Annotated in this window: 24 protein-coding genes and 1 tRNA gene; 16 read left to right on the top strand and 9 right to left on the bottom strand. The window is 53.7% G+C overall.

Annotation, left to right across the window (positions count from 1 at the left end; all coding sequences use genetic code 11):
* The first annotated feature begins 151 nt into the window (after nucleotides 1–151).
* From PAT9B_RS17215 to PAT9B_RS29770, 10 genes are all read left to right on the top strand, one after another.
* Complete coding sequence (locus PAT9B_RS17215; RefSeq protein ID WP_013510560.1) at nucleotides 152–1,321, top strand: phage tail sheath protein; 1,170 nt, start codon at nucleotides 152–154, stop codon at nucleotides 1,319–1,321.
* Between the two features lie 12 nt (nucleotides 1,322–1,333).
* Nucleotides 1,334–1,849, top strand: coding sequence for a phage major tail tube protein (locus PAT9B_RS17210; protein ID WP_013510559.1), 516 nt, complete (start codon nucleotides 1,334–1,336; stop codon nucleotides 1,847–1,849).
* 54 nt (nucleotides 1,850–1,903) lie between these two features.
* Nucleotides 1,904–2,206 carry a phage tail assembly protein gene (locus tag PAT9B_RS17205; protein WP_013510558.1) on the top strand — a complete coding sequence of 101 codons (303 nt, stop codon included), beginning with the start codon at nucleotides 1,904–1,906 and terminating at the stop codon, nucleotides 2,204–2,206.
* Between the two features lie 14 nt (nucleotides 2,207–2,220).
* Nucleotides 2,221–2,343: a GpE family phage tail protein gene (locus tag PAT9B_RS29780; protein WP_013510557.1), complete on the top strand. Its 123-nt coding sequence runs from the start codon at nucleotides 2,221–2,223 to the stop codon at nucleotides 2,341–2,343.
* Entirely contained in the window at nucleotides 2,336–5,110 is a 2,775-nt protein-coding gene (locus PAT9B_RS17200) for a phage tail tape measure protein (protein ID WP_013510556.1), read from the top strand. The genes PAT9B_RS29780 and PAT9B_RS17200 overlap by 8 nt, the downstream gene beginning before the upstream one ends.
* Nucleotides 5,107–5,592 (top strand): phage tail protein, encoded by a 486-nt coding sequence (locus tag PAT9B_RS17195; RefSeq protein WP_013510555.1) that lies wholly within the window; start codon nucleotides 5,107–5,109, stop codon nucleotides 5,590–5,592. Before PAT9B_RS17200 ends, PAT9B_RS17195 begins: the two co-directional genes overlap by 4 nt.
* Nucleotides 5,589–6,686 (top strand): phage late control D family protein, encoded by a 1,098-nt coding sequence (locus tag PAT9B_RS17190; RefSeq protein ID WP_013510554.1) that lies wholly within the window; start codon nucleotides 5,589–5,591, stop codon nucleotides 6,684–6,686. The genes PAT9B_RS17195 and PAT9B_RS17190 overlap by 4 nt, the downstream gene beginning before the upstream one ends.
* 64 nt (nucleotides 6,687–6,750) lie before the next feature.
* Nucleotides 6,751–6,969 carry an ogr/Delta-like zinc finger family protein gene (locus tag PAT9B_RS29775; RefSeq protein WP_013510553.1) on the top strand — a complete coding sequence of 73 codons (219 nt, stop codon included), beginning with the start codon at nucleotides 6,751–6,753 and terminating at the stop codon, nucleotides 6,967–6,969.
* Between the two features lie 491 nt (nucleotides 6,970–7,460).
* Nucleotides 7,461–7,667, top strand: a complete 207-nt coding sequence (locus tag PAT9B_RS17185) for a hypothetical protein (protein ID WP_013510552.1) — start codon at nucleotides 7,461–7,463, stop codon at nucleotides 7,665–7,667.
* Nucleotides 7,668–7,709: 42 nt separating this feature from the next.
* The gene (locus PAT9B_RS29770; protein ID WP_013510551.1) at nucleotides 7,710–8,963 is read left to right on the top strand and encodes a YcaO-like family protein; all 1,254 of its coding nucleotides are present in this window, start codon (nucleotides 7,710–7,712) and stop codon (nucleotides 8,961–8,963) included.
* A gap of 359 nt (nucleotides 8,964–9,322) precedes the next feature.
* Here the strand turns inward: PAT9B_RS29770 and PAT9B_RS17180 are convergent, their stop codons facing one another.
* From PAT9B_RS17180 to PAT9B_RS17170, 3 genes are all read right to left on the bottom strand, one after another.
* Nucleotides 9,323–9,805 (bottom strand): BRCT domain-containing protein, encoded by a 483-nt coding sequence (locus PAT9B_RS17180; RefSeq protein WP_013510550.1) that lies wholly within the window; start codon nucleotides 9,803–9,805, stop codon nucleotides 9,323–9,325.
* A gap of 177 nt (nucleotides 9,806–9,982) precedes the next feature.
* Nucleotides 9,983–10,058, bottom strand: a tRNA-Ile gene (locus PAT9B_RS17175).
* Nucleotides 10,059–10,251: 193 nt separating this feature from the next.
* Complete coding sequence (locus tag PAT9B_RS17170; RefSeq protein ID WP_013510549.1) at nucleotides 10,252–11,043, bottom strand: SDR family oxidoreductase; 792 nt, start codon at nucleotides 11,041–11,043, stop codon at nucleotides 10,252–10,254.
* 136 nt (nucleotides 11,044–11,179) lie between these two features.
* Here PAT9B_RS17170 and PAT9B_RS17165 point away from each other — a divergent pair, with 136 nt between their 5' ends.
* Both PAT9B_RS17165 and mug read left to right on the top strand, forming a co-directional pair.
* On the top strand, nucleotides 11,180–11,767 hold the full coding sequence (locus PAT9B_RS17165; protein ID WP_013510548.1) for a TetR/AcrR family transcriptional regulator: 588 nt from the start codon (nucleotides 11,180–11,182) through the stop codon (nucleotides 11,765–11,767).
* The gene (gene mug, locus PAT9B_RS17160) at nucleotides 11,764–12,276 is read left to right on the top strand and encodes a G/U mismatch-specific DNA glycosylase (RefSeq protein WP_013510547.1); all 513 of its coding nucleotides are present in this window, start codon (nucleotides 11,764–11,766) and stop codon (nucleotides 12,274–12,276) included. The genes PAT9B_RS17165 and mug overlap by 4 nt, the downstream gene beginning before the upstream one ends.
* A gap of 48 nt (nucleotides 12,277–12,324) precedes the next feature.
* Here mug and rpoD read toward each other — a convergent pair whose 3' ends face one another.
* The 3 genes from rpoD to rpsU all read right to left on the bottom strand — a co-directional run bounded on the left by rpoD (nucleotide 12,325) and on the right by rpsU (nucleotide 16,494).
* Nucleotides 12,325–14,169: an RNA polymerase sigma factor RpoD gene (gene rpoD / locus PAT9B_RS17155; protein ID WP_013510546.1), complete on the bottom strand. Its 1,845-nt coding sequence runs from the start codon at nucleotides 14,167–14,169 to the stop codon at nucleotides 12,325–12,327.
* 245 nt (nucleotides 14,170–14,414) lie between these two features.
* Nucleotides 14,415–16,160 carry a DNA primase gene (dnaG, locus tag PAT9B_RS17150; protein ID WP_013510545.1) on the bottom strand — a complete coding sequence of 582 codons (1,746 nt, stop codon included), beginning with the start codon at nucleotides 16,158–16,160 and terminating at the stop codon, nucleotides 14,415–14,417.
* A gap of 118 nt (nucleotides 16,161–16,278) precedes the next feature.
* On the bottom strand, nucleotides 16,279–16,494 hold the full coding sequence (rpsU, locus tag PAT9B_RS17145) for a 30S ribosomal protein S21 (RefSeq protein ID WP_001144069.1): 216 nt from the start codon (nucleotides 16,492–16,494) through the stop codon (nucleotides 16,279–16,281).
* Nucleotides 16,495–16,775: 281 nt separating this feature from the next.
* On the opposite strand from rpsU, the gene tsaD reads away from it, so the two are divergent.
* A complete protein-coding gene (gene tsaD, locus PAT9B_RS17140; protein WP_013510544.1) occupies nucleotides 16,776–17,789 on the top strand; it encodes a tRNA (adenosine(37)-N6)-threonylcarbamoyltransferase complex transferase subunit TsaD in 1,014 nt (337 codons plus the stop codon).
* A 27-nt stretch (nucleotides 17,790–17,816) separates the two neighbouring features.
* Here the strand turns inward: tsaD and plsY are convergent, their stop codons facing one another.
* On the bottom strand, nucleotides 17,817–18,425 hold the full coding sequence (gene plsY / locus PAT9B_RS17135) for a glycerol-3-phosphate 1-O-acyltransferase PlsY (protein WP_013510543.1): 609 nt from the start codon (nucleotides 18,423–18,425) through the stop codon (nucleotides 17,817–17,819).
* Between the two features lie 106 nt (nucleotides 18,426–18,531).
* Here plsY and folB point away from each other — a divergent pair, with 106 nt between their 5' ends.
* Nucleotides 18,532–18,891: a bifunctional dihydroneopterin aldolase/7,8-dihydroneopterin epimerase gene (gene folB / locus PAT9B_RS17130; protein WP_013510542.1), complete on the top strand. Its 360-nt coding sequence runs from the start codon at nucleotides 18,532–18,534 to the stop codon at nucleotides 18,889–18,891.
* A 190-nt stretch (nucleotides 18,892–19,081) separates the two neighbouring features.
* Nucleotides 19,082–19,900, top strand: a complete 819-nt coding sequence (gene bacA, locus PAT9B_RS17125; RefSeq protein ID WP_013510541.1) for an undecaprenyl-diphosphate phosphatase — start codon at nucleotides 19,082–19,084, stop codon at nucleotides 19,898–19,900.
* A gap of 17 nt (nucleotides 19,901–19,917) precedes the next feature.
* Here the strand turns inward: bacA and PAT9B_RS17120 are convergent, their stop codons facing one another.
* Both PAT9B_RS17120 and PAT9B_RS17115 read right to left on the bottom strand, forming a co-directional pair.
* The gene (locus PAT9B_RS17120) at nucleotides 19,918–21,150 is read right to left on the bottom strand and encodes a multifunctional CCA addition/repair protein (protein WP_013510540.1); all 1,233 of its coding nucleotides are present in this window, start codon (nucleotides 21,148–21,150) and stop codon (nucleotides 19,918–19,920) included.
* Nucleotides 21,151–21,286: 136 nt separating this feature from the next.
* On the bottom strand, nucleotides 21,287–21,907 hold the full coding sequence (locus PAT9B_RS17115; RefSeq protein WP_013510539.1) for a TIGR04211 family SH3 domain-containing protein: 621 nt from the start codon (nucleotides 21,905–21,907) through the stop codon (nucleotides 21,287–21,289).
* A 202-nt stretch (nucleotides 21,908–22,109) separates the two neighbouring features.
* Here PAT9B_RS17115 and PAT9B_RS17110 point away from each other — a divergent pair, with 202 nt between their 5' ends.
* The gene (locus PAT9B_RS17110) at nucleotides 22,110–23,420 is read left to right on the top strand and encodes an inorganic triphosphatase (RefSeq protein ID WP_013510538.1); all 1,311 of its coding nucleotides are present in this window, start codon (nucleotides 22,110–22,112) and stop codon (nucleotides 23,418–23,420) included.
* Nucleotides 23,421–23,436: the final 16 nt, after the last annotated feature.

Below are 23,436 nucleotides of genomic sequence, written 5' to 3'. Positions count from 1 at the left end.
CCGCAAACAGGGGGCACACACCGCCCCCGCCATTCCCGTGATTCGCCTCTGACCGCTGTCGGTTGTGCCATCCCCCACACAACAGCAAGTAAGTGCGACAAACCGGCGTAGCGCCGACCATAACGGAACCCCTTAACCGGAGATTCGTTTTATGGCTCAGGATTACCACCACGGCGTGCGCGTTGAAGAAATCAACGAAGGCAGCCGAATCATTACCACCGTCAGCACGGCGATTGTGGGACTGGTCTGCACCGGCGATGACGCCGACGCGGCCACGTTCCCCCTTAACCGCCCGGTGCTGTTAACTGATGTGCTCACCGCCAGCGGCAAGGCCGGGGAATCCGGCACGCTGGCCCGCTCGCTGGATGCGATCGGTGACCAGTCCAAACCCGTCACCGTTGTGGTGCGTGTTCCCCAGGGGGAAACCGAAGCGGAAACCACGTCCAACATCATCGGCGGCGTGGTCAACGGACAGCGCACCGGCATGAAAGCGCTGCTGGCCGCACAGTCTGTCTGTGGCGTAAAGCCGCGCATTCTCGGCGTGCCGGGACATGATACGCAGGCCGTTGCGACTGAACTGCTGAGCGTGGCGCAGAGCCTGCGCGCGTTTTCCTACCTGTCGGCCTACGGCTGCGAAACCGTGGAAGAAGCCATTGCCTACCGTGCCAACTTCAGCCAGCGCGAAGGGATGCTTATCTGGCCGGACTTTATCAGCTTTGGCACCGTACTGAACGCAGACGCGGCGGCCTATGCCACCGCCCGCGCACTCGGGCTGCGCGCCAAAATCGACGAACAGACAGGCTGGCATAAGTCGCTCTCAAACGTCGGCGTGAACGGTGTTACCGGCATTTCAAAGGATGTGTTCTGGGATTTGCAGGACCCGGCGACGGATGCGGGCCTGCTGAACCAGAACGACATCACCACGCTGATCCGCAAGGACGGCTACCGCTTCTGGGGTTCCCGCTGCCTGAGTGATGATCCGCTGTTTGCGTTTGAGAACTACACCCGCACCGCGCAGGTGCTGATGGACACGATGGCCGAAGCGCAGATGTGGGCGGTGGATGGCCCGTTGAACCCGTCACTGGCGCGCGACATCATCGAGAGTATCCGCGCGAAGCTGCGCAGCCTGGTCAGTCAGGGCTATCTCATCGGCGCGGACTGCTGGCTGGATGAAAGCGTGAACGACAAGGACACGCTGAAGGCCGGGAAGCTGCTGATCGATTACGACTACACCCCGGTGCCGCCGCTGGAAAACCTGCTGCTGCGTCAGCGTATCACCGACCAGTACCTGGTGGATTTCGCCAGCCGCGTCAGCGCATAAGGAGACAGACCAATGGCATTACCCCGCAAACTCAAGCACCTCAACCTGTTTAACGCCGGTAACAACTGGCAGGGGCTGGTCGAATCCCTGACGCTGCCGAAAGTCACCCGCAAGTTTGAAAAGTATCGCGGTGGCGGCATGGCCGGTGCGGTGGATATCGATATGGGGCTGGATGACGGCGCGCTGGATACCGAATTCACCATCGGCGGCACCGAGTCCCTGCTGTTCAAACAGCTGGGAACGGCCACCGTGGACGGTATTCAGCTGCGCTTTACCGGTTCCCTGCAACGCGATGACACCAACGAAATTCAGGCGGTGGAACTGGTGGTGCGTGGTCGGCACAAGGAGCTGGATTCCGGCGAGTGGAAGACCGGTGAATCCAGCACCACCAAAGTGTCCGGCACCAACAGTTACGCGAAGCTGACCATCAACGGCGAAGTGCTCTATGAGATTGACCTCGTGAACATGATCCACATCGTTGACGGCACCGACCTGATGGAAGAACACCGTAACGCACTCGGCCTCTGATAACCCCGGCAGGGGAAACCCTGCCGCTCTTAACCTCTTTAGCGGGAAAAAATCATGACTGACAAAATCATCGAAAAAATCGTCGAACTGGACACGCCGATCCAGCGCGGCAAGGAAATTATCACTCAGGTGCTGCTGCGCAAACCGCAGTCCGGTTCCCTGCGCGGCACTCGCCTTCAGGCGCTGATGGACATGGATGTGAACGCCATGATGGTGGTGCTACCGCGTATCAGCGTACCGGCACTGCAACCGCACGAAATCGTGGAAATGGACCCGGCTGACCTGCTTTCCCTGTCGGTGGAGGTGGTCACTTTTTTGTTGCCGAAGTCGGCGCTGTCGGCTTTCCCGACGGCCTGACGGTAGACGATTTGGTGGCGGACATCGCCACGGTGTTTCACTGGCCGCCCTCCGTTACGGACGATATGCCTCTGCCCGAGGTGCTGGAGTGGCGGCACAGGGCAATTCTTCGCAGCGGAGCCGGTGACGATGAGTGACAAAAACCTGCGTATGCAGGTGGTATTAAGCGCGGTGGATAAAATCACCCGCCCCTTTCGTAACGCGCGTGACGGCTCTAAAGAGCTGTCCGCCGCCCTGAAGGCCAGCAAAGACAGCCTGAAATCCCTCAACGAGCAGGCAGGCCGCATTGATGGTTTTCGCAAAACCCGCGCCCAGCTTGCCATCACGGAAAAGAATCTGGCGACCGCCCGGCAGGAGGCGGCCGCGCTGGCAACACAGTTTGCCGCTACCAACCGGCCCACGGCACAACAGGCCAGAGTGCTGGAGCAGGCAAAGAACCGCGCCAGTGAGTTACAGCAGACCTTTAACGGCCTGCGCCTGTCCGTGCAGCGCCAGCGCGAGGCACTGAACGCCGCCGGGATCGATACAAAACAGCTGAGTGCCGCACAACGTCGTCTGAAGACGGATGCACAGGCGACCAGCGGAGCCATTGAACGCCAGCAGGGAGAGCTGCGTAAGCTGGGCGAACGCCAGCAGAAGCTGGCCGCCATCCGGGCGCGCCATGAAAAAACTACAGCGATGCGTAACAGCCTGGCCGGGAACGGTGCGGGCATGGTGGCAACCGGCGTAACAACCGGCATGACCATGCTGGCCCCGGTGCGGGCTTATGCCGAGTCGGAAGACGCCGCCACGCAGCTGGCCGCCTCACTGATGGGACCGGGGGCAAAGGTTGCGCCGGAGTTTGAGAAAATCAACCGGCTGGCCGTCAGCCTGGGCGACAAGCTGCCCGGCACCACGGCGGACTTTCAGAACATGATGACCATGCTGCGCCGTCAGGGCATGAGCGCACAGGTGATTTTGGGCGGGCTGGGTGAGGCAACCGCGTATCTTGGCGTGCAGCTGAAAATGGCCCCCACGGATGCGGCAGAGTTTGCCGCGAAGTTGCAGGATGCGACGCAGACCAGCGAAAAGGACATGATGGCGCTGACCGATATCATCCAGAAGGGATTTTATGCGGGCGTTGATTCGGAAAACATGCTTCAGGGTTACGCCAAAATCGGCAGCGCGATGGACATCATCAAGATGAAGGGACTGGAGGCGGCGAAGACCTTCGCGCCGCTGCTGGTGATGGCGGACCAGTCGAGCATGGCCGGTGAGGCGGCGGGTAACGCCTACCGCAAAGTTTTTCAGGGCATGATGGACGCGAATAAAGTCGCAAAGACCAATGCGGCGCTGAAAGGGACGGGGGTGAAATTCGATTTCACCAACGGCAAGGGGGAGTTTGGCGGCATCGATAAGATGTACGGACAGCTGGCGCAGCTGCAAAAACTCAGCACGCAGCAGCGGCTGACAACGCTGAAAACGATGTTTGGCGACGATGCGGAGACGTTGCAGGTGCTGAACATCATGATAACCAAAGGCGTGGATGGCTATCGGGAAACCGCCGCAAAGCTGGAGAATCAGGCATCACTGCGCGAGCGCGTGGACGCCTCGCTTAACACCCTGGGCAACAAATGGGAAGCCGCCACCGGTTCGTTTACCAACTCAATGGCCGCCATCGGGGAAACCGTTGCGCCTGCGCTGAAACAGCTGGCCGACTGGCTGGGGAACCTCGCCGGTGCACTGGGTGAATTCGTTAAGCAGCACCCGCAGCTGACGGCAGGGCTGTTCAAGCTGACTGCCGGATTTGCCATTGCTGCCACTGCGGTGGGGGCGCTGTCGCTGGCTGCGGCGGCGATCCTCGGCCCGATGGCGATGCTACGTCTCAGCTGCGGCGTGCTGGGTATCAAAGCCGTGAGCGCGTTTAGTCTTATCCGGGGTGCAATGGGCCTCGTGGGTAATGCCATTCTGTGGCTGGGGCGGCTGATGATGGCAAACCCCATTCTGGCGGTTGTCGGCTTGATTGCTGCCGGTGCGCTTTATATCTGGCAGCACTGGGACACGCTGGGGCCAAAATTCCTCGCACTGTGGGAAGGCATTAAAAACTTTACTGCGGCGGCGTGGGAAGGAATCAAAGGGGCGGTTTCGGGGGCATGGGAGTTTATAAAGTCGGTATTTATGAATTACACCCTGCCGGGGCTGATTTATAAAAACTGGGATGCTATTCGCGCAGGTATCGCCGGGGCGTGGGACAGCATCAAAGCGGCAATCGCCGGTAAATGGGAAGAGATTGTCGATACTGCCAGGGCGTTGCCCGAACGTTTTCAGGAGGCCGGTTCACAGATGATTGATGGCCTGCTGGCAGGTATCAGTCAGAAGTGGGAAGCGCTGAAAAGTAAGCTGTCTTCCCTCACCGATTACCTGCCGGACTTTCTGAAGCTGGGCGGGGATAAAACTGCCGTGCCGGTTGTGCCTGGTCGCAGCGAGAAATCCGCAACCGGCTTTGCCGGGCTGTATGACAGCGGCGGGTTTATCCCGTCCGGGCAGTTCGGCATCGTGGGCGAGAACGGGCCGGAAATTGTGAACGGCCCGGCCAGTATCATCAGCCGCCGCCGCACCGCTTCGCTGGCCGCCTCTGCCGCACTGGCAATGGGTGTTGCCGCCACGCCAGCCGCTACCCGCCCGGTTCATCCGATGGCCCTGCCCGCGAAAGCGCAGACCGCAGTAACAGGCGCAGCCGGTGCCGGGCAGTCCGGGCCGCCGATCATCATGCGGGGTAAATACGATATCCATATTGTGCAGCAACCGGGGCAGAACAGGGGCGACCTGCTGGATGAGCTGATGCGCAGGCTGGAAGAAAAAGAGCGCAACGCGCAGGCACGGGCGCGCAGTTCCTACAGTGACCGGGGAGGATTTGATTCATGATGATGACGCTGGGTTTATTCGTTTTTATGCTGAAGACGGTCCCTTACCAGCAGCTGCAACTCCAGCGCAGCTGGCGGTTTCCGTCCAACAACCGGGTTGGCTTTCGCCCTTCCGTGCAGTTCCTCGGACCGGATAACGACACCGTGACGCTGTCCGGCGTGCTGCTGCCGGAAATCACCGGCGGGCGGCTGTCGCTGTTTGCGCTGGAGCAGATTGCCGAGCTGGGGCGTGCGTGGCCGCTGATTGAGGGCAGCGGAACGATTTACGGCATGTTCGTGATTGAGAGCCTGAGCCAGACCAAAGCGGAGTTTTTCAGTGACGGCGTATGCCGCCGTATCGAGTTCACGCTCACGCTAAAACGTACCGATGAGTCGCTGGGTGAGATGTTCGGCAGCCTCAGCGACCAGCTGACGGCAATCAAAAGCGCGGCCACCAGTGCCGCCGGTCAGTTAACGTCTGCTGTGGGTGGGCTGCTGTCATGACCGGTGCAGAATGGGTAACAGGGGCCGCTAACGCGCCCGCGTTCCGGCTGACGCTGGAAGGGGCTGACATCACGCAGAAGATAGAGAAGCGGCTTATTAGCCTCACGCTCACGGATAACCGGGGCTTTGAAGCGGACCAGCTGGATATTGAGCTGGACGACGCCGACGGCCAGTTACAGCTGCCGCGCCGGGGCGTGGTGCTCACGCTGGCGCTGGGCTGGCAGGGGCAGCTGCTGACACCGAAAGGCAGTTACACCGTGGACGAAATCGAGCATACCGGCGCGCCTGACCGGCTTGTACTCCGTGCGCGCAGCGCGGATTTTCGCGAAACGCTGAACACCCGGCGTGAAAAGTCATGGCATGACACCACCGTGGGCGACATGGTGAAAGAGATTGCGGGCAGGCACAAGCTGGAGATGGCGCTGGGTGATGATGTGGCAAAGATGGCGATTGACCATCTGGACCAGACCAACGAATCCGACGCCAGCTTTCTGATGCGGCTGGCCCGGCAGTGTGGCGCGATTGCCTGCATCAAAAACGGCAACCTGCTGTTTATCCGTCAGGGCCAGGGCAAAACGGCCAGCGGTAAAGTGCTGCCGGTGATGACGTTGCAGCGCAAAGACGGAGACAGCCACCGCTTTACCCTGGCTGACCGTGACGCCTACACCGGCGTGATTGCCAGCTGGCTGCATACGCGTGAACCGGAAAAGAAAGAAGTGACAAAGGTGAAGCGCCGCCGCAAAACCAGCACGGCAACGAAGAAAGAGCCGGAAGCTAAACAGGGCGACTACCTGATTGGCACGGATGAAAACGTGCTGGTACTGAGCCGGACCTATGCCACCAGGGCAAATGCCGAACGTGCCGCCAAAATGCAGTGGGAGCGTCTGCAACGTGGTGTGGCGACGTTTTCCATTCAGCTGGCGCGGGGGCGGGCCGATCTCTATACGGAAATGCCGGTAAAGGTAAGCGGGTTTAAACAGCAGATCGATGGCGGGGCATGGATTATCACAACGTTGACGCACAGCCTGGGTGATAGCGGATTTACCACCAGTATGGATCTTGAAGTAAAAATTGATTCGCTTGAAATGGAATGAATGCTATCGCAAAAGGGAAATAATGATTAATATCCATCTCAATTGGGATTGTGGAGGCGTTAAAATGATGAATTGTCCACTGTGCGGGAATGCCGCACATACACGAAGCAGCTTTCAGGTATCGGCAACAACCAAAGAACGTTATAACCAGTGCCAGAACATCAATTGCAGTTGTACCTTCAAATCTCATGAGACAGTGTCAGAGATCATCATGAAGCCCGGCAGCGTTAAACCTGTACCACCGCATCCTGGAAGAAACCAGCAGCAACCACTGTGGTTGTGATTGTTGCGGTGTTCTAAAGGGTATTAGCTCAGACTTTCAGTGGTACTTGTTACGGCACAGAGCTTAACCTAAGCTGATAGAAATCTCTGTGCCAAGAATAGACGTTACCTCTTTTGGTTGTACCTAATGTTGAAACGAAGTTTTTTACGACATATCGATACAAAATAAAAAGTTAGGATTAAACTTAGCGTGTCTAAAGAAATATGGAAATGCTCGTAAAAAATATATAATAAAATCAATGGTATTCAACGGATTTAAGTTCTAGGTATCGAGCAGTGATTTACTATTGCTTAGTACAGTAAGAAATTAGTGGGCTAATTTACTTAACAAAACTATGCATCTATTCCATTTCTAATCTATATACTTAGTTATCTTTACACGAGTAGTTATAGAGATACAATGGTTCTTTCTATGCTATGTGGCTTGATTTAACTAGAATTTATTTAAGTCAGGACACAATGACTTCTGTGACAGTCAATTGGAGATAGGATATGGGTTATTTACTGTTTGAAAGTGAAGAGGCTGGCTTTAAAACTGTACTAATTAGATTGCATGAGGCTCTGGAGGAAGCTGGTGTAGATAAAAACGGGAAAACCAACATTAGCATACATATAAGTGGGGAGAATGAAAAACAAATTTATTTTGAACTTGAGGAAATTCAAGAATTGTTAGATATATTAAAATTGAATACCGATTGATATTTTTTATCTTTAAATAGGTACGATGGGCAAGGTGGTAAAATGATACTATCTGGGGCACTCAAAACATATAGCGAAAATGAACGTAATATTGATGTTAAACAAGCAATAGAAAACGCCAATGGTTATTTGCATGAGTTGGGTTTTGATGTTTCCATCAAAACTTATGGAAGCGTAATAAAAACAACTCAATGCGAAATAATTAATGAGGCTGGAAGATATTCAAATGGGCTTGGTAAAGGTATTGGTGATCAAGCTATTGCATCAGGTATGTATGAGGCAATAGAGCATCTGCATTCTATATTTTCAATTCCTCCCAATGATTTGTCTGTAGAGAAATTAGATCTTGATGGTGCAGATAATAGGTTGCAATTATCCACACCAGACTTCAAAAGAATTTTTGGAAGTAACGATGTTTTTTTCTCCCGAAAAAAATACAATTCTTTTAATTCTTCAGAAGATCCCCTTTCATTCCCATATTTTCTAACTAACCCATATTTTAACCCAAGTGATTCAAAGGAGATAAACGCGTTAAATAAATTTTCAGCAAAGAGGTATAGCACTAATTCAGGTACGGCTTGTGGAGCTTCATTGGATGAAGCAATACTCCATGGTCTTCTGGAGATTGTTGAGCGGGATGCTATTGGAATAGAGCTTATCAGGACTATTTTTCGTAAGGCCGCAGCGCCAGTAAGAAGGATAAATTTATTAAATCTCCCATCACAACTTCACAGTTTAATATCAGTCATTGAAAGTGAAACTAAAGGGAGGGTAATAATTTGGGATATAACAAATGATCTAAATATACCTGTGGCTCTTGCATCTTTATCTGTTGAAGGCGAGGGGCGTTACTTTGGATCTGGATCATCACTTTCATTTGATTATGCGATAGAAAGGGCTTTGTTGGAAACCGTCCAGTCGTTTCATGCACATACTTTTAATGGTAAATTGAAACCTGGCTTAGGCGATTTGGATTTTAGTAGACTACCGAACTATACTCGTTGCTTATTAGATAAAGGATGCTTTGGTTATCTGGGAGGAGAGGAGTTAATTGAGGATTATGAAAAAAACAAAATAAATAATTCAATATCCTCAATGCCAATTAAGAACCAAATTAATACAATTATTGATAGATTGAAATCTGCTGATATTAGTGCTTACTGGTCTGTTTTAGAAAGAGGTTCAGTATTTGTTGTTCATATAATTGCACCTAAACTTGAGCGATTTCATCTAGTCGCTCGTGGTGTACCAGTGGCACCAAGTCATAGGGGGAGAAGTTATTTGAGTTTAAGCTGACCAGTTCCAAGATTAGTTATAACCCTCAGTTAGTAATGTCGACTCCTTCACTCTACAACTTTTATTGTTTTTAATCTCAATATAGAATTTCATAACTTGACTGAGCCAGACCGTGTTATGACTGAAGGTGTGAAAAATAATCGTTGAGCACAGCAATGTTACAATGCCTGGTATGATATCTCCACATTAATCTATGCATCGTGATGTATTATATAATGCTTTCATCATTTGTGATGAATAACTGGGAACATCCGCTGTTCGCTCAAAGGAGACTGTCAGATCAGATTGCACCCTGTCCACGGAAACTGTCAGTTCGAGCCTGTGCGAATGCATCTAAATTGCCCGTGCAGCACGGGCTTTTATACTTCAGGTATCTCACCTGTTTTTACAAAATCAGCAAATTGTTCTTCATCAAGGATTACCACACCTTTCATACGTGCCGCTGTAACTTTGGTCGGCCCCGCATTGTAGCCACAGCATAACAATTGAAGATTTTGAGTCACCGAACTTCTAACCGTCATACCGTTCGCCGTTGCGCACTCAATTAACCGTTCTTTGTCAGCCTTTTTGAATCCTGTAAAGCAGATGTCGAATGTGACTTCTTTAGGGGGGCTTAAAGTAAAAAGGTGGCGGTAATTTTCAGGAGAGAATGCACCAACAGATTCAGAGGCTAATGATCCAGACTCGGTCTGTTTAAGAATACGGTCTTTCCTGTAAGTTTTGAGCATATGCGTGTTAATGCAAACACCCTGAATATGTTCTTCGCTGTGGCTAACTTGTACCAGTGAATGAGCCTTTATATGGCCTCGGGCATTGATATAAACAAAGTGCATTTCTTCCATGTGATCACCTTTTGGGGCTGTGTGAAACGAGCAGCGGTAGCCATAAGGCACGAATGGCGGTGGTAGCAGAAGGGTGGGTGAAAAAAATCTGCTGCCATTTTGCTGCCAATCGATTTTTTGGCTACAAAAAAACCGCTTCAGATAGCGGTTCAAGTGCATGATTAATATCACTAAATTTGGTGGCCCCTGCTGGGTTTGAACCAGCGACCAAGCGATTATGAGTCGCCTGCTCTAACCACTGAGCTAAGGGGCCAGCGGAGCGGGGATTATAAAGTATCTCGCCAGGGCAATCCAGCCATTGATAGCTGGTTGCTCAAAATTAGCACAGCCTCTGACCCTTTGATATCCATAAGAAAATTCGTAGATCCTTTGCCCGTTGCGACAAAGATCCCCTCATCCGCAGACGAATCTGAAGCAGGGCGAGAATACCCTGCCTCTCGTTACCCTCATGCCTGTTGATAGCGCGACGCGGGTTTGTTCAGCGATAAATAGGGTTGCAGCGCCAGTCGGGCGTTATCAAAATCTTGCCACAGGCCCGTGTTTTCCAGTGATGGAATGGTGACCAGCTCACCCGCATCCAGTCCGCTCAACGCCGCGCTCACCAAATCGTCTACCTCCATCAGCATTTCTGCCGGGAATGTCGTAATCGGTGTGCCTGAACGATCGAAAATTTCGGTACGTGTTGCCCCTGGCAGCACCGCCTGGACATGGACGCCGCTCTCCGCCAGCTCGCGTTGCAACGCGCGGGTCAGGGTTAAGACAAAGGATTTTGTGGCGTCATAAGCACCGTTAAAACGTTCATGAATCAATGCCAGCACCGATGCAATGTTGATGATGGTGCCGTGACCGCGAGCGCGAAATGCCTGGGCTGCGACGTGCGCTAACTGCGTGGGGGCCACAATATTCAACGCCAGCATGGTTTGAATACGTGCGATATCCGCGTCAATGAATTCGCCCTCGACGCTCATACCCGCGTTATTCAGCAGCAGGGTGATTTGGTGGTTATCACGAATTTCCTGTTCAACACGCTGCAAATCCTGCGGGTTGGTGAGATCGGCCGGGAGAACGGAGACTTCCACCCCTGCTGATTCCCGCAAGCTTTGCGCCAGCGCGTTCAGGCGGGCGGCATCGCGTGCGACCAGAATCAGGTTGTAACCGCGAGCGGCCAGTTGTTTTGCATAAGTCGCGCCAATACCGCTGGATGCGCCGGTGATCAAAGCCAGTTGAGATGATGACATGGTCGGTTCCTCTAAATGATGGTTATCATATTTGACGTGATAAATATGACGGTCATAATATTTTTCGTCAAGCTGGAATATGATGGTCGTAATAATTACTATGATTGTCGTAACTGATGAGCGGGAGGGAAGGGAGATGGAAAAGCTGAGTCACAAAGCGCGCACGCGCCAGCGCATTCTTGATGAGGCGGCGAAAGTGATGCGTGAGTGTGGCACTGAAAGCATTGGCGTAGCCGCGCTGATGAAGCGTGTCGGTTTAACGCATGGTGGCTTCTATGCCCACTTCGCATCGCGTGATGCCCTGGTGGAGGCCGTGATTGAGCAGATGTTTGCTGACTCCGCGCTGCGTTTGGCTGAGATTGTACAGATCAAAGACCCGGCCCAGCGGCTGGAACAGCTGATCGATAATTATCTCTCCGATCAACATCGTGCGATGCCGGGTGAAGGATGCCCTCTCCCCGCACTGGCCAGCGAAATGGCGCATTTGCCGCTGGAGGCGCGTAAGCTATTTTCCCTGCGACGTGAAGTGGTGCGTCAGCGTCTGGCCGAACCCTTGCAGCAGTTGGGAACTCCTCGGGCTGATAGCCTCGCCGCCAGTATGCTGGCCGAGATGGTCGGGGCAATGGCGCTGGCACGTGCTTGTCCGGACGATACTGAGGCGCAGCATATCCTGGCTGACAGCCGTCAGTCGGTGAAGCAACGTGCTGGGTTGGCGCTGGCATGAGTGATCACAACATTCGCGATATTATCGCCCCGCATTTGCAGGTACTGTTCTGCGGTATCAATCCGGGCCAATCCTCGGCGCATACCGGTTTCCACTTTGCGCATCCAGGGAATCGCTTCTGGAAGGTGATCCATCTGGCGGGATTTACTCATGAGCAGCTTAAGCCAGAGCAGGAACAGCGATTGCTGGAAACCGGTTGTGGCATCACCATGTTGGTGGAGCGTCCTACCGTGCAGGCTACGGAGCTGGCGGGTGACGAACTGCGTGATGGCGGTAGTCGATTGCAGGAAAAAGTTCTGCGTTATCAGCCGCGTGCGCTGGCTGTGCTGGGCAAAGATGCCTTCCAGCGCGCGTTTCGCCAACGTAAGGTGGAGTGGGGCGAGCAGCAGCAGATGCTCGGTGATACCCGCCTGTGGGTGTTGCCTAATCCGAGTGGTCTGAATCGAGCTTCGCTGGAGGAGATGGCTGCCGCCTATCGTCAGTTGCGTGAATCGCTACCGCTGAGTTGAAGGCAATAAAAAACCCCGGCAAGCCGGGGTTTTTTGATGTTGACTGAATCAGTCGTCAAGGAAGCTACGCAGTACTTCGGAACGGCTTGGATGGCGCAGTTTACGCAACGCCTTGGCTTCAATCTGACGGATACGTTCACGCGTTACGTCGAATTGTTTGCCTACCTCTTCCAGCGTATGGTCGGTATTCATATCAATACCAAAACGCATACGCAGCACTTTCGCTTCACGCGCAGTCAGACCCGCCAACACGTCGTGCGTTGCGGAACGCAGGCTCTCCGAAGTAGCAGAGTCCAGCGGCAGTTCCAGCGTGGTGTCTTCGATAAAATCGCCCAGATGCGAATCTTCATCATCACCAATCGGCGTCTCCATGGAGATCGGCTCTTTAGCGATTTTCAGCACTTTGCGGATTTTATCTTCCGGCATCAGCATGCGCTCAGCCAGTTCTTCCGGCGTCGGCTCGCGACCCATCTCCTGCAGCATCTGGCGCGAAATACGGTTGAGTTTGTTGATGGTCTCAATCATATGCACCGGAATACGGATGGTACGCGCCTGGTCGGCGATAGAACGGGTGATGGCCTGACGGATCCACCAGGTGGCGTAAGTTGAGAACTTATAACCACGACGATATTCAAACTTATCAACCGCTTTCATCAGGCCGATGTTGCCTTCCTGAATCAGGTCGAGGAACTGCAAACCACGGTTGGTGTATTTCTTGGCGATTGAAATCACCAGACGCAAGTTAGCTTCCACCATCTCTTTCTTCGCACGACGCGCTTTGGCTTCGCCGATAGACATGCGACGGTTGATGTCTTTAACCTGCTCAATGGTCAGGCCGGTCTCTTCTTCGATTTGCAGCAGTTTCTGCAGGCAACGCATCACGTCATCCTGCACTTCCAGCAGTTTTTCTGACCACGGCTTGTTCATTGCCAGCGCGGCTTTGAACCAGCTTTCACTGGTTTCGTTACCGGTGAACAGGGTGATAAAGTTTTTCTTCGGCATTTTGCACAGTTCAACACACAGCTTCATGATGATGCGTTCCTGAGTACGCACACGCTCCATCATTTCACGCATGTTGTTCACCAGGTAGTCGAACTGCTTCGGTACCAGGCGGAACTGTTTGAACACTTCAGAAAGATTCTGAATTTCGGCAACCGCGTCCGCATGGCTGCGGCCTTTGGCTTTGATCACTGTACGGGTGGTTTCGTACTGGGTACGCAGCTCGACGAATTTTTCGCGCGCCAGTTCCGGATCGATAGAGTTATCGTCGTCAGAGCTGTCGTCGTCGCTCTCTTCGTCATCTTCATCGTCGTCATCGCGGTCTTCTTCAGACAGCTCAGAACCAACGTGAGTTGCGGTCGGTGCCAGATCTTCTTCAGCGTTCGGATCGACAAAGCCGGTGATCAGGTCGGACAGACGTGATTCGCCCGCTTCAACACGATCGTACTGATCGAGCAGATAAGTGATCGCTTCCGGATATTCTGCAACGGAGCACTGAACCTGGTTGATGCCGTCTTCGATGCGTTTAGCGATGTCGATTTCGCCTTCGCGCGTCAGCAGTTCAACAGTACCCATTTCGCGCATATACATGCGCACCGGGTCGGTGGTACGGCCAATTTCAGATTCAACGCTGGACAACACCTGAGCGGCGGCTTCCGCAGCATCTTCATCAGTATCGGCACTGTTTTCATTCAGCATCAGATCATCGGCATCAGGGGCTTCTTCCACCACCTGAATACCCATATCGTTAATCATCTGGATGATGTCTTCGATCTGATCGGAGTCGACGATATCTTCCGGCAGATGGTCATTGACCTCAGCATAGGTCAGATAGCCCTGCTCCTTACCACGGGTGACAAGTAGCTTAAGCTGTGACTGCGGGTTTTGCTCCATAAGACGGTATCCACACTTCTGTTAATTAGATTGGTGTCGGTCGGCAGCGAGCCAACAATAACAGTGAAGGCGTTGTGTTTTTGCCGCTGCCTTCGTCGCGGCCAGGGCTTTTGCCCTTCTATAATCGGCACTTAAGCCGCTTGGATTCTTTTTTCGGGCCTGGCTTCTCGTCAGGTTCCGCTAATGCTTATCGCCCCGGTTCCCTGCCATTTTAACGGTATCGGCAACCAGAGCGCTTAAAACGATTATTTCTTTGCCAGTGCCTGGCTTAATGCCCAGAATTCACGGCGTTCGGCAGCACTTAATCCTTCAGTACGATCGCGCGCGATAAGCGCTTCAAGCCGCTGTTCCAGTGCGGAATCGTAGAGACTCGCCAGAGAGTCCTGAAATACTGCTTCTGCCTCTTCATCCACTATCATGTGGTTCCAGGTAGCCAGTGTTTCAAGTGTCTGACTAAAATTTGTCCCGCGATATAACTCTAGTAGCTGTCCGGTCGTCAGGCCAGGATTCTCAGAACAACGGCTGACTAACTCCACAAACAAGGGTAAACCCGCCATTTTTGACTGTTCAAGACCTTCAAGAGCAGGCACCATCGTGGCGAATTGCGGATTCTGCACCAGCAATGCCACCAGTACACGCATGGTGGTGCGCTTCAACGGTGGTGCAGTGGGTGCGGCTCCACTATCGGCCTGTTTCGGCAGTAGCTTCTCTAACTGGTTATCGTCAAGAATACCGAGTTTATTACCTAATTCCTGACGCATATAAATACGCAGGGTTTCGCCCGGGATCTGGCTGATCAACGGCAGCGCCAGCGTACTCAGGCGTGCTTTACCGTCGCGCGTGCTCAGATCAACCTGCGGCAGCAGGCTGTCGAACAGAAACGTGGAGAGCGGCATCGCCTGCTCCATCCGCGCTTCAAACGCCGCTTTACCCTCTTTGCGCACCAGCGTGTCCGGGTCTTCGCCATCAGGCAAAAACATAAAGCGTAGCTGACGACCGTCATTCATGTAGGGCAGTGCGGTTTCGAGCGCGCGCCAGGCGGCTTCACGACCTGCACGGTCACCGTCGTAACAGCAAATCACGTTTTCGGTCGAGCGAAACAGCAGCTGGATATGCTCGGCGGTGGTCGAGGTGCCCAGCGAGGCAACGGCATAATCAATGCCGAACTGCGCGAGGGCCACCACATCCATATAACCTTCCACCACCAGCAGACGCGCGGGTTGCGGATGGTTTTTCTGCGCTTCATACAGGCCATACAACTGACGGCCTTTATGGAAAATCGGCGTTTCCGGCGAGTTCAGGTATTTCGGCGTATCGTTGCCCAGCACCCTGCCGCCAAAACCAATCACCCGTCCGCGTTTATCACGAATCGGAAACATGATGCGATCGCGGAAGCGATCATACGTCCGGCCTTTGTCATTGCTGACCAGCATGCCGGCTTCCATCAGTGACTCGCGATCGTCCTGCTGCTGGCCGAAGCGTTTGAGCGCGTTATCCCATCCCGGTGGTGCATAACCAATAGCGAAGTGATCAATCACTTGCTGGCTAAGGCCGCGGGTAGCGAGATACTGCTGAGCGGGCTGTGCCTGCGGCTGGCGCAGACTCTGCTGATAAAAGGTGTTCAGACCTTCCAGCAGCTGATAAAGGCTTTGGCGCTGATGGCGTTCCATCTGGCTGGGGCCGTTACCCGCTTCATAGGGCACTTCAAGGCCGTGCTGGGTGGCCAGTTCCTCAATGCTTTCAACAAATTCCAGACGATCAAAATTCATCAGGAAGTCGATAGCATTGCCGTGGGCACCACAGCCGAAGCAGTGATAAAACTGCTTATCGCCGTTTACAGTGAAAGAGGGCGTCTTTTCGTTATGGAATGGGCAACACGCGTGATAGTTCTTACCCTGCTTTTTCAGCTTTACGCGGGCATCGATAAGATCCACGATGTCCGTGCGGGCAAGTAAGTCATTGATAAATACGCGTGGAATTCGTCCAGCCATAAGCCCCGATTTTTCAGCTCATAAACGGCAACAAGCCGCGCTTCCTTTCGGAAAGCACGGCCTCTTACTTGACTCTGTCTGCGTTGATCACGCGGCGGAGGCGAACCTCCGAAAGATATTAGTACAGACGAGTGCGGCGTGCGTTTTCGCGAGCCAGTTTCTTGGCATGACGCTTAACAGCAGACGCTTTAGCGCGCTTACGTTCGGTAGTCGGTTTTTCATAGAACTCACGACGACGAACTTCAGCCAGAACGCCTGCTTTCTCGCAGGAACGCTTGAAGCGACGCAGTGCTACGTCGAACGGCTCGTTTTCACGTACTTTAATTACCGGCATGTAACTCTCACCTCGATAAAATTCGGTTTTGCTGCTGGCTGCGGCGCCAGCACATTTCAAAATGGTGCATAATTCTACTCCAACCGCGGTTGGCTTGTAAAGCACCAAGGACAAATTGAAACCAACAGGGGCGTTTGCCATTGCGGCTGCCGGTTTTTTCAGGCCGTGGAGTATAGCGCACTCTTTGCGCGGCGGAAAAACACTTTTTCCAGCCCAAAGTTGTCCGGCCGGTGATCTCCCTGTGATACACTGCGCGCCGCAAGAAGAGGGTATGAAAAGCTATGCGAGTTCTGGGTATTGAAACGTCCTGCGATGAAACCGGCATCGCGATTTATGACGATGCGTCCGGTCTGCTGGCAAATCAATTATATAGCCAGGTAAAATTGCATGCCGATTACGGTGGTGTGGTGCCGGAACTGGCATCGCGCGATCACGTGCGGAAAACGGTGCCGTTGATTCAGGCGGCGTTAAAACAGGCCGGATTACAGCCGCAGCAGATTGATGCCGTGGCCTATACCGCCGGACCTGGTCTGGTCGGTGCCCTGTTAGTGGGGGCGACTGTTGGACGTGCGCTGGCCTTTGCCTGGAATGTACCCGCGGTACCTGTCCATCATATGGAAGGCCATCTGCTGGCCCCGATGCTGGAAGATAACCCACCGGACTTCCCGTTTGTGGCGCTGCTGGTATCAGGCGGACACACCCAACTGATCAGTGTCACCGGGATTGGTGAATACACGTTGTTAGGCGAATCCATCGATGATGCGGCGGGTGAAGCCTTCGACAAAACCGCCAAGCTACTGGGTCTCGACTATCCGGGCGGACCGATGCTGTCGCGGATGGCGCAGCAGGGCACGCCAGGTCGTTTCACCTTCCCGCGTCCGATGACCGATCGTCCGGGCCTGGATTTCAGCTTCTCTGGCCTGAAAACTTTTGCCGCTAACACCATCCGCGAACATGCGGGAGATGAGCAGGCGCGTGCCGACATTGCCCGAGCTTTCGAAGACGCGGTCGTGGATACCCTGATGATCAAATGCAAACGCGCGCTGGATCAGACCGGTTTCAAACGTCTGGTGATCGCCGGTGGCGTGAGTGCCAACCGCACGTTGCGTGAGCGGATGGCTGAGATGATGCAGGTGCGTGGTGGCGAAGTCTTTTACGCCCGCCCGGAATTCTGCACCGACAACGGCGCGATGATTGCCTACGCGGGCATGGTCCGTCTGAAAGGCGGTACACGCGGTGAGTTGGGCGTCAGCGTCCGACCGCGCTGGCCGTTAGCCGAATTACCCGCCATCTGAAAAAAAACCGGCATCGCGCCGGTTTTTTTATTCCTTCGTCTTCTTCTTCTTTCGTTTCCAGATCTTGTTTTCCTGACCTCGCCACAGGCGTTGGATGTTGTCATGATGGCGCAACAGAATCAGGCAGGACAGCATCGAGACGGGAAAGGTGAATTGTGGCTTAAACCACCAGACGTAAAACGGCGCGATTAGCGCGCTGACAATCGCCCCCAGCGACGAGTAACCACTTAACAACACCGTCAGCAGCCAGGTGCCGGTCATTAACCCGGTCAAATCCCAGCCAATTGGCGCGATGGCACCAAATGCCGTCGCCACGCCCTTACCGCCGCGAAAACGAAAAAATACCGGATAGATGTGGCCGAGACAGGCGGCGATGGCCGTCAGGCCAAGGTAGAGCGGAGCAACATGCAGCAGATACGCAATCCATACCGGCAACATGCCCTTGGCGATATCGAAGATCAGCACGGCAGCGGCCGGTGCTTTCCCCCCAATGCGCAGCACGTTAGTGGCACCGGGATTACCTGATCCCTGAGTGCGTGGATCGGGCAGGCCAGCGAGTTTGCATACCAGTATCGCGCTGGAAATGGAGCCGCAAAGATACGCGAAAATAATCATACCAAGCGCGATAGCACTCATAGTTCCATACCGTTCCTGTAGGGTCGTTTTGTTCTCGGTAAGTGTGGATAATACGCATAATCCGCCGGAAGTGGTATCCGGCATAGCCAAAAACAGAGACTACATCATGGATATCGTATTTATCGAGCAACTCACCGTGTTCACCACCATTGGCGTTTACGACTGGGAGCAGGGCATGCAGCAGAAGCTGGTGCTCGATGTCGAAATGGCGTGGGACAACCGTCAGGCGGCGGCCAGTGACGATGTTGATGATTGCCTCAGCTATGCTGACGTCACCGAGGCGATCTTAAACCACCTCAACGGCCAGCGTTTTGCCCTGGTTGAGCGCGTGGCGGAAGAAATTGCGGATCTGTTGATGAACCGTTTCAAAACGCCCGGCGTGCGCATTCGCGTAGGCAAACCGGGGGCTGTAGCGCAGGCAGCAACGGTTGGCGTGCGAATTGAGCGCGGGACTATTCCTAAATAAATCCGATGTGATTGCCATCACAATGAAACCAAACCAAATTATGGTGTGTCTCAGTTGCAGCCGCCGCGCTTAGTGCGGCTTAGTTGCCGGAAACCTTAAGGTTTCCTTCAGACTGGCGCAGGCATAATTTAAGGCGGTAGGCAGATGCGACCGCCTTTTTACTGTTTAAAACGGATAGAGGAAAATGTTGATGGCAGATATTCATCAGCTTTGGGTAGCTGCAATCCTGGGGATAGTGGAAGGTCTGACCGAGTTCCTACCGGTCTCATCCACTGGCCACATGATTATTGTCGGCCACCTGTTAGGCTTTGAGGGTGAAACCGCCGAAACCTTTGAAGTGGTGATTCAGCTCGGTTCCATTCTTGCTGTTGTGGTGATGTTCTGGCGTCGGCTCTTTGGCTTAATCGGTATTCACTTTGGTGAAGTCAAACATGAAGGTACGGGTAAAGGTCATTTGACCCTGATCCACATTCTGCTGGGTATGGTCCCGGCGGTCGTGATTGGTTTGGTGTTGCACGATCAAATCAAAACGCTGTTTAACCCCATTAACGTGATGTACGCGTTGGTCGTGGGCGGTGTACTGCTGCTGGCGGCGGAATTCCTCAAACCGAAGCAACCGAAAGCGGTGGGTATTGATGACATTACCTATCGTCAGGCCTTTATGATTGGTTGCTTCCAGTGTCTGGCTCTCTGGCCGGGTTTCTCTCGCTCGGGTGCGACCATCTCCGGCGGCATGCTGATGGGCGTGAGTCGCTATGCGGCATCGGAATTCTCGTTCATTCTGGCCGTGCCGATGATGATGGGCGCGACGGTGCTGGATCTCTACAAGAGCATGAGCTTCCTGACGATGCAGGATCTGCCGATGTTCGCGGTCGGTTTTGTGACGGCGTTCGTGGTGGCATTGATTGCGATCAAAGCCTTCCTGGAACTGATTAAACGTATCTCGTTTGTTTCCTTCGCCATCTACCGCTTTATCATTGCGGGCGTGGTGTACATGCTGTTCACGTAATACCTTGCGCGGCCAGCTCAGGCTGGCCGCGTGTCGATCAATCCTTCCTGTACCGCTTTGATACGCCGACGCGTTAATTCTTCCCGCACTTCCGGACCTTTAAATCCCGCCTCTACGACGGCTTTGGTCGGGACGGCCTGCGCCAGTGCAAAGGCCGTGCGTAGATAATCCCCTTGTGGATAGGCGTTGCTTTCCAGCCCGGCACGACCACGCGCATCGGCTTCGCTGGTGAGCGCGATCTGCTCCACGCGTTGCGGCCTGCGCCAGGCATCGACACGATCAAACAGCGCAATCAATGCCTGCGCCGACTGACGCTCAATGGTGTGCACCATATCGTGAAATTCGGCGACGATCAGCGCCAGATCGCGTATCGCATTGGGAACTCGCAGCCGTTCGCACAGTGCGGCCACAATCGGTACCCCTGCCACACCGTGACCATGGTGACTCGGCCACTTTTCAGGTGGCGTAACGGCTTTGCCTGCGTCGTGGAATAGCGTCGCAAAACGGACATCCAGCTCATCGGAGAGCGCGGCGGCCAGGGTTAAGGTCATCAGCGAATGGATGCCAGTGTCGATCTCCGGATGCCATTTAACGGGCGCGGGGATACCAAACAAATTATCGAGTTCCGGGAACAGCACCTGCAAGGCACCGCAGTCACGCAGCACCTGGAAATAGACCTGTGGATTGTGTGTCAGCAGCGCTTTTTCCGTTTCCTTCCAGACGCGTTCTGGTGTGAGATGCGCCAGTTCACCGCTGGCGGTCATGTCGCGCATCAGCGCCTGGGTTTCTTCGGCAATACGAAAATTGAGGTGCGCGAAACGGGCCGCAAAGCGCGCCACGCGTAACACGCGCAGAGGGTCTTCATTAAAGGCGCTGGAAACATGGCGCAGGGTGCGGTTAGCCAAATCGCGTTGGCCGCCGTAAGGATCGATCAACGCGCCGTTGTCGGCCTGAGCGATAGCATTGATGGTGAGATCGCGACGTTGCAGATCCTGCTCCAGCGTGACGTCCGGTGCAAACCAGGTGACAAAGCCGGTGTAGCCATTGCCGGTTTTACGCTCAGTCCGAGCCAGCGCATACTCTTCACGGCTTTGCGGATGCAAAAAAACCGGAAAATCCCGGCCAACTTGCTGAAAGCCCTGCGCCAGCATCGCATCAGGTGTGGTACCGACCACGACCCAATCTTTATCTTTTACCGGTAAACGCAACAGCGCATCGCGCACTGCGCCACCGACCAGAAACGTCTTCACTCAACTACTCCAGGGGTCAACTGCCTTTGCGCGGCATCCACGCATCTGACTTTAATTGTTACATAGTTTGGCCAAAATTCGGACATGCCAAAGAGGGCATCTTACGATCCCCTCTGGAAAAAGAACAAGGATGGGGTTAGTTCATCCAGCGATTGTTCTTTTTGCGACGCGGCACCATGTGCGGTAAAACCAGACCCAGCAACAAGCCAACACCTAACACGCCGCCGCCATACATAAACCACTGCATGATGATGGTGCGCTGTTTATCATCCAACTGGACGTTGGCGGCACTGACTTTTTTCTGTGCGACGATCAGCTCGTTTTTCAGCTTCTGATTTTCGTCTTTCAGATCGTTGATGGTGCTGTCGCTGTTGGCCACCTTATTCTGCATTTCTGACGTGCGCTGGTTCCAGCTGTTGTCGATATTCTGCAGTTTATCGGTGAGATCTTTCACCTGCTGTTCCAACTGTGGCACACGGGTGCGCAAGCTGGGATCGGTACTCAGCTGTGACAGTGGAATCCAGGTGGTGCGACCCTGAGAGTCCTGGATCTGACCGTATTGGCTGTCGTTGTTGGTTTGCAACAACTGCACTTCCTCCCCGGCATTCAGCTTGCCAACCAGACGATATTGATCGCCAGGCCCGCTGCGTACCCAGGTGGATAATTCATCGGAAATATAACGCTTTTCGGCAGCATGTGCTGGCGTGATGGCGCTGAAAGCCAGCAAAGAAAGAGCGGCAAAAGTAATTTTTTTCATTCGATATCAAAGTTTGGTAAAGGCATAAAAACACTGGCACAGTCTGGAGAGGCTTCTCAAAAATCTGAATGAGAACTATCCTGGTCTCAATCTGGTGCGAAAAGGGTCGTAAAAGCAAAAGAAACCCAAGACAGCGCGCATTCAGTGCATTACTCTTCGCCAGATTAACTTCTAAAGTGCCAGCAGCGTATTCAAAAAAATTATGACCATCGAAATCGAATTAAAGTTCATTGCCACCCCGGAAGCGGCCGAAAAACTTGCCACCACGCTGGCGGCCATGCCTCATCAGCATGTGGCGGCACGTGAGCTGACCAACATCTATTTTGAAACCGATGACAACCAGCTACGTCGTTGGGATATGGGGCTGCGCATTCGTGGCGTTGATCAACGTTATGAAATGACGCTCAAAGCGTCTGGCAAAACCGTAGGTGGGTTGCATCAGCGGCCGGAGTACAACGTCGACCTCAACGCACCGGAGCTGGATATCGCGTTACTGCCTGACGACATCTGGCCGCAGGGCACCGATGTTGCGGCGTTACAGCAGCGGCTGGAACCGTTATTCAGCACCCATTTTCAGCGCGAGATGTGGCTGGTGCAGTTTCTCGACAGCGAAATCGAAGTGGCGTTTGACCGTGGATCCGTGGCTGCCGGTGAATTCAGCGAACCGCTCTACGAAGTGGAACTGGAGTTGAAACAAGGTAGCCGCACGGATTTGCTGAATTTTGCCGCCAGTCTGATCGAGATGGGAGGATTGCGTCTTGGTAGTCTGAGCAAAGCCGCCCGCGGTTACCAGCTGGCACAAGGTAATCCGCCACGTCCACTGCGCACCTTCCCGCTGCTAAAGATCCCGGCGAAAGCTACGGTAGAGCAGGGGATGATCAATGCCTTATCAGCGGGGTTGAACCACTGGCAATACCATGAAGAAGTCTGGCTGCGGGGTAATCCGGCAGCGAGAGCTACAGTACAGGAAGCGCTGGAAACGTTGCGTCAGGCGTTCTCGCTGTTTGGCGCATTGGTGCCACGCAAGGCCAGCAGCGATTTGCGCCAGAAATTAACGCGCATTGAAGAGCTGCTGGCAAACCCGGATCAGGACGCGCAGAGCTTGTGCTTTTCTCTGGCCTCCGTTGAAGCCCAGTTGGCGCTGACGCACTGGTTAGTCGAAACCCAGTGGCAAAACTGGCTGGATGACAAGAGTAAAAACAAATTGCAGGGTTCCTTCAAGCGTTTCAGCGACATCATGCTGAGCCGTATCAATGCTGACCTGAAAGATACCTTTGCGGATGTACAGTTGTTTAATGAGTTCCAGGATAAAGCAACCCGCCTGAACCGCCAACTTCTGGCGGTCCATCTGCTGGCGGGAGCGTATCCGGCTGAAGAGGTTAACAACTGGCTGTCAGCCTGGCAGACATTGCAGCACGCGATCTATATCCAGCAGGAGCGTGGTTTGAATACGTTGGTCAATCAGGCTATTAAGCAGGTGCCATTCTGGCTCACCAGCGGCGTTTCGCGTTAACGCGAAGCAGACAATC

It is taken from the genome of Pantoea sp. At-9b (assembly GCF_000175935.2).
In the GTDB taxonomy this organism is placed as follows: Bacteria; Pseudomonadota; Gammaproteobacteria; order Enterobacterales; family Enterobacteriaceae; genus Pantoea.
This window is presented reverse-complemented; position numbering and strand designations above follow the sequence as displayed.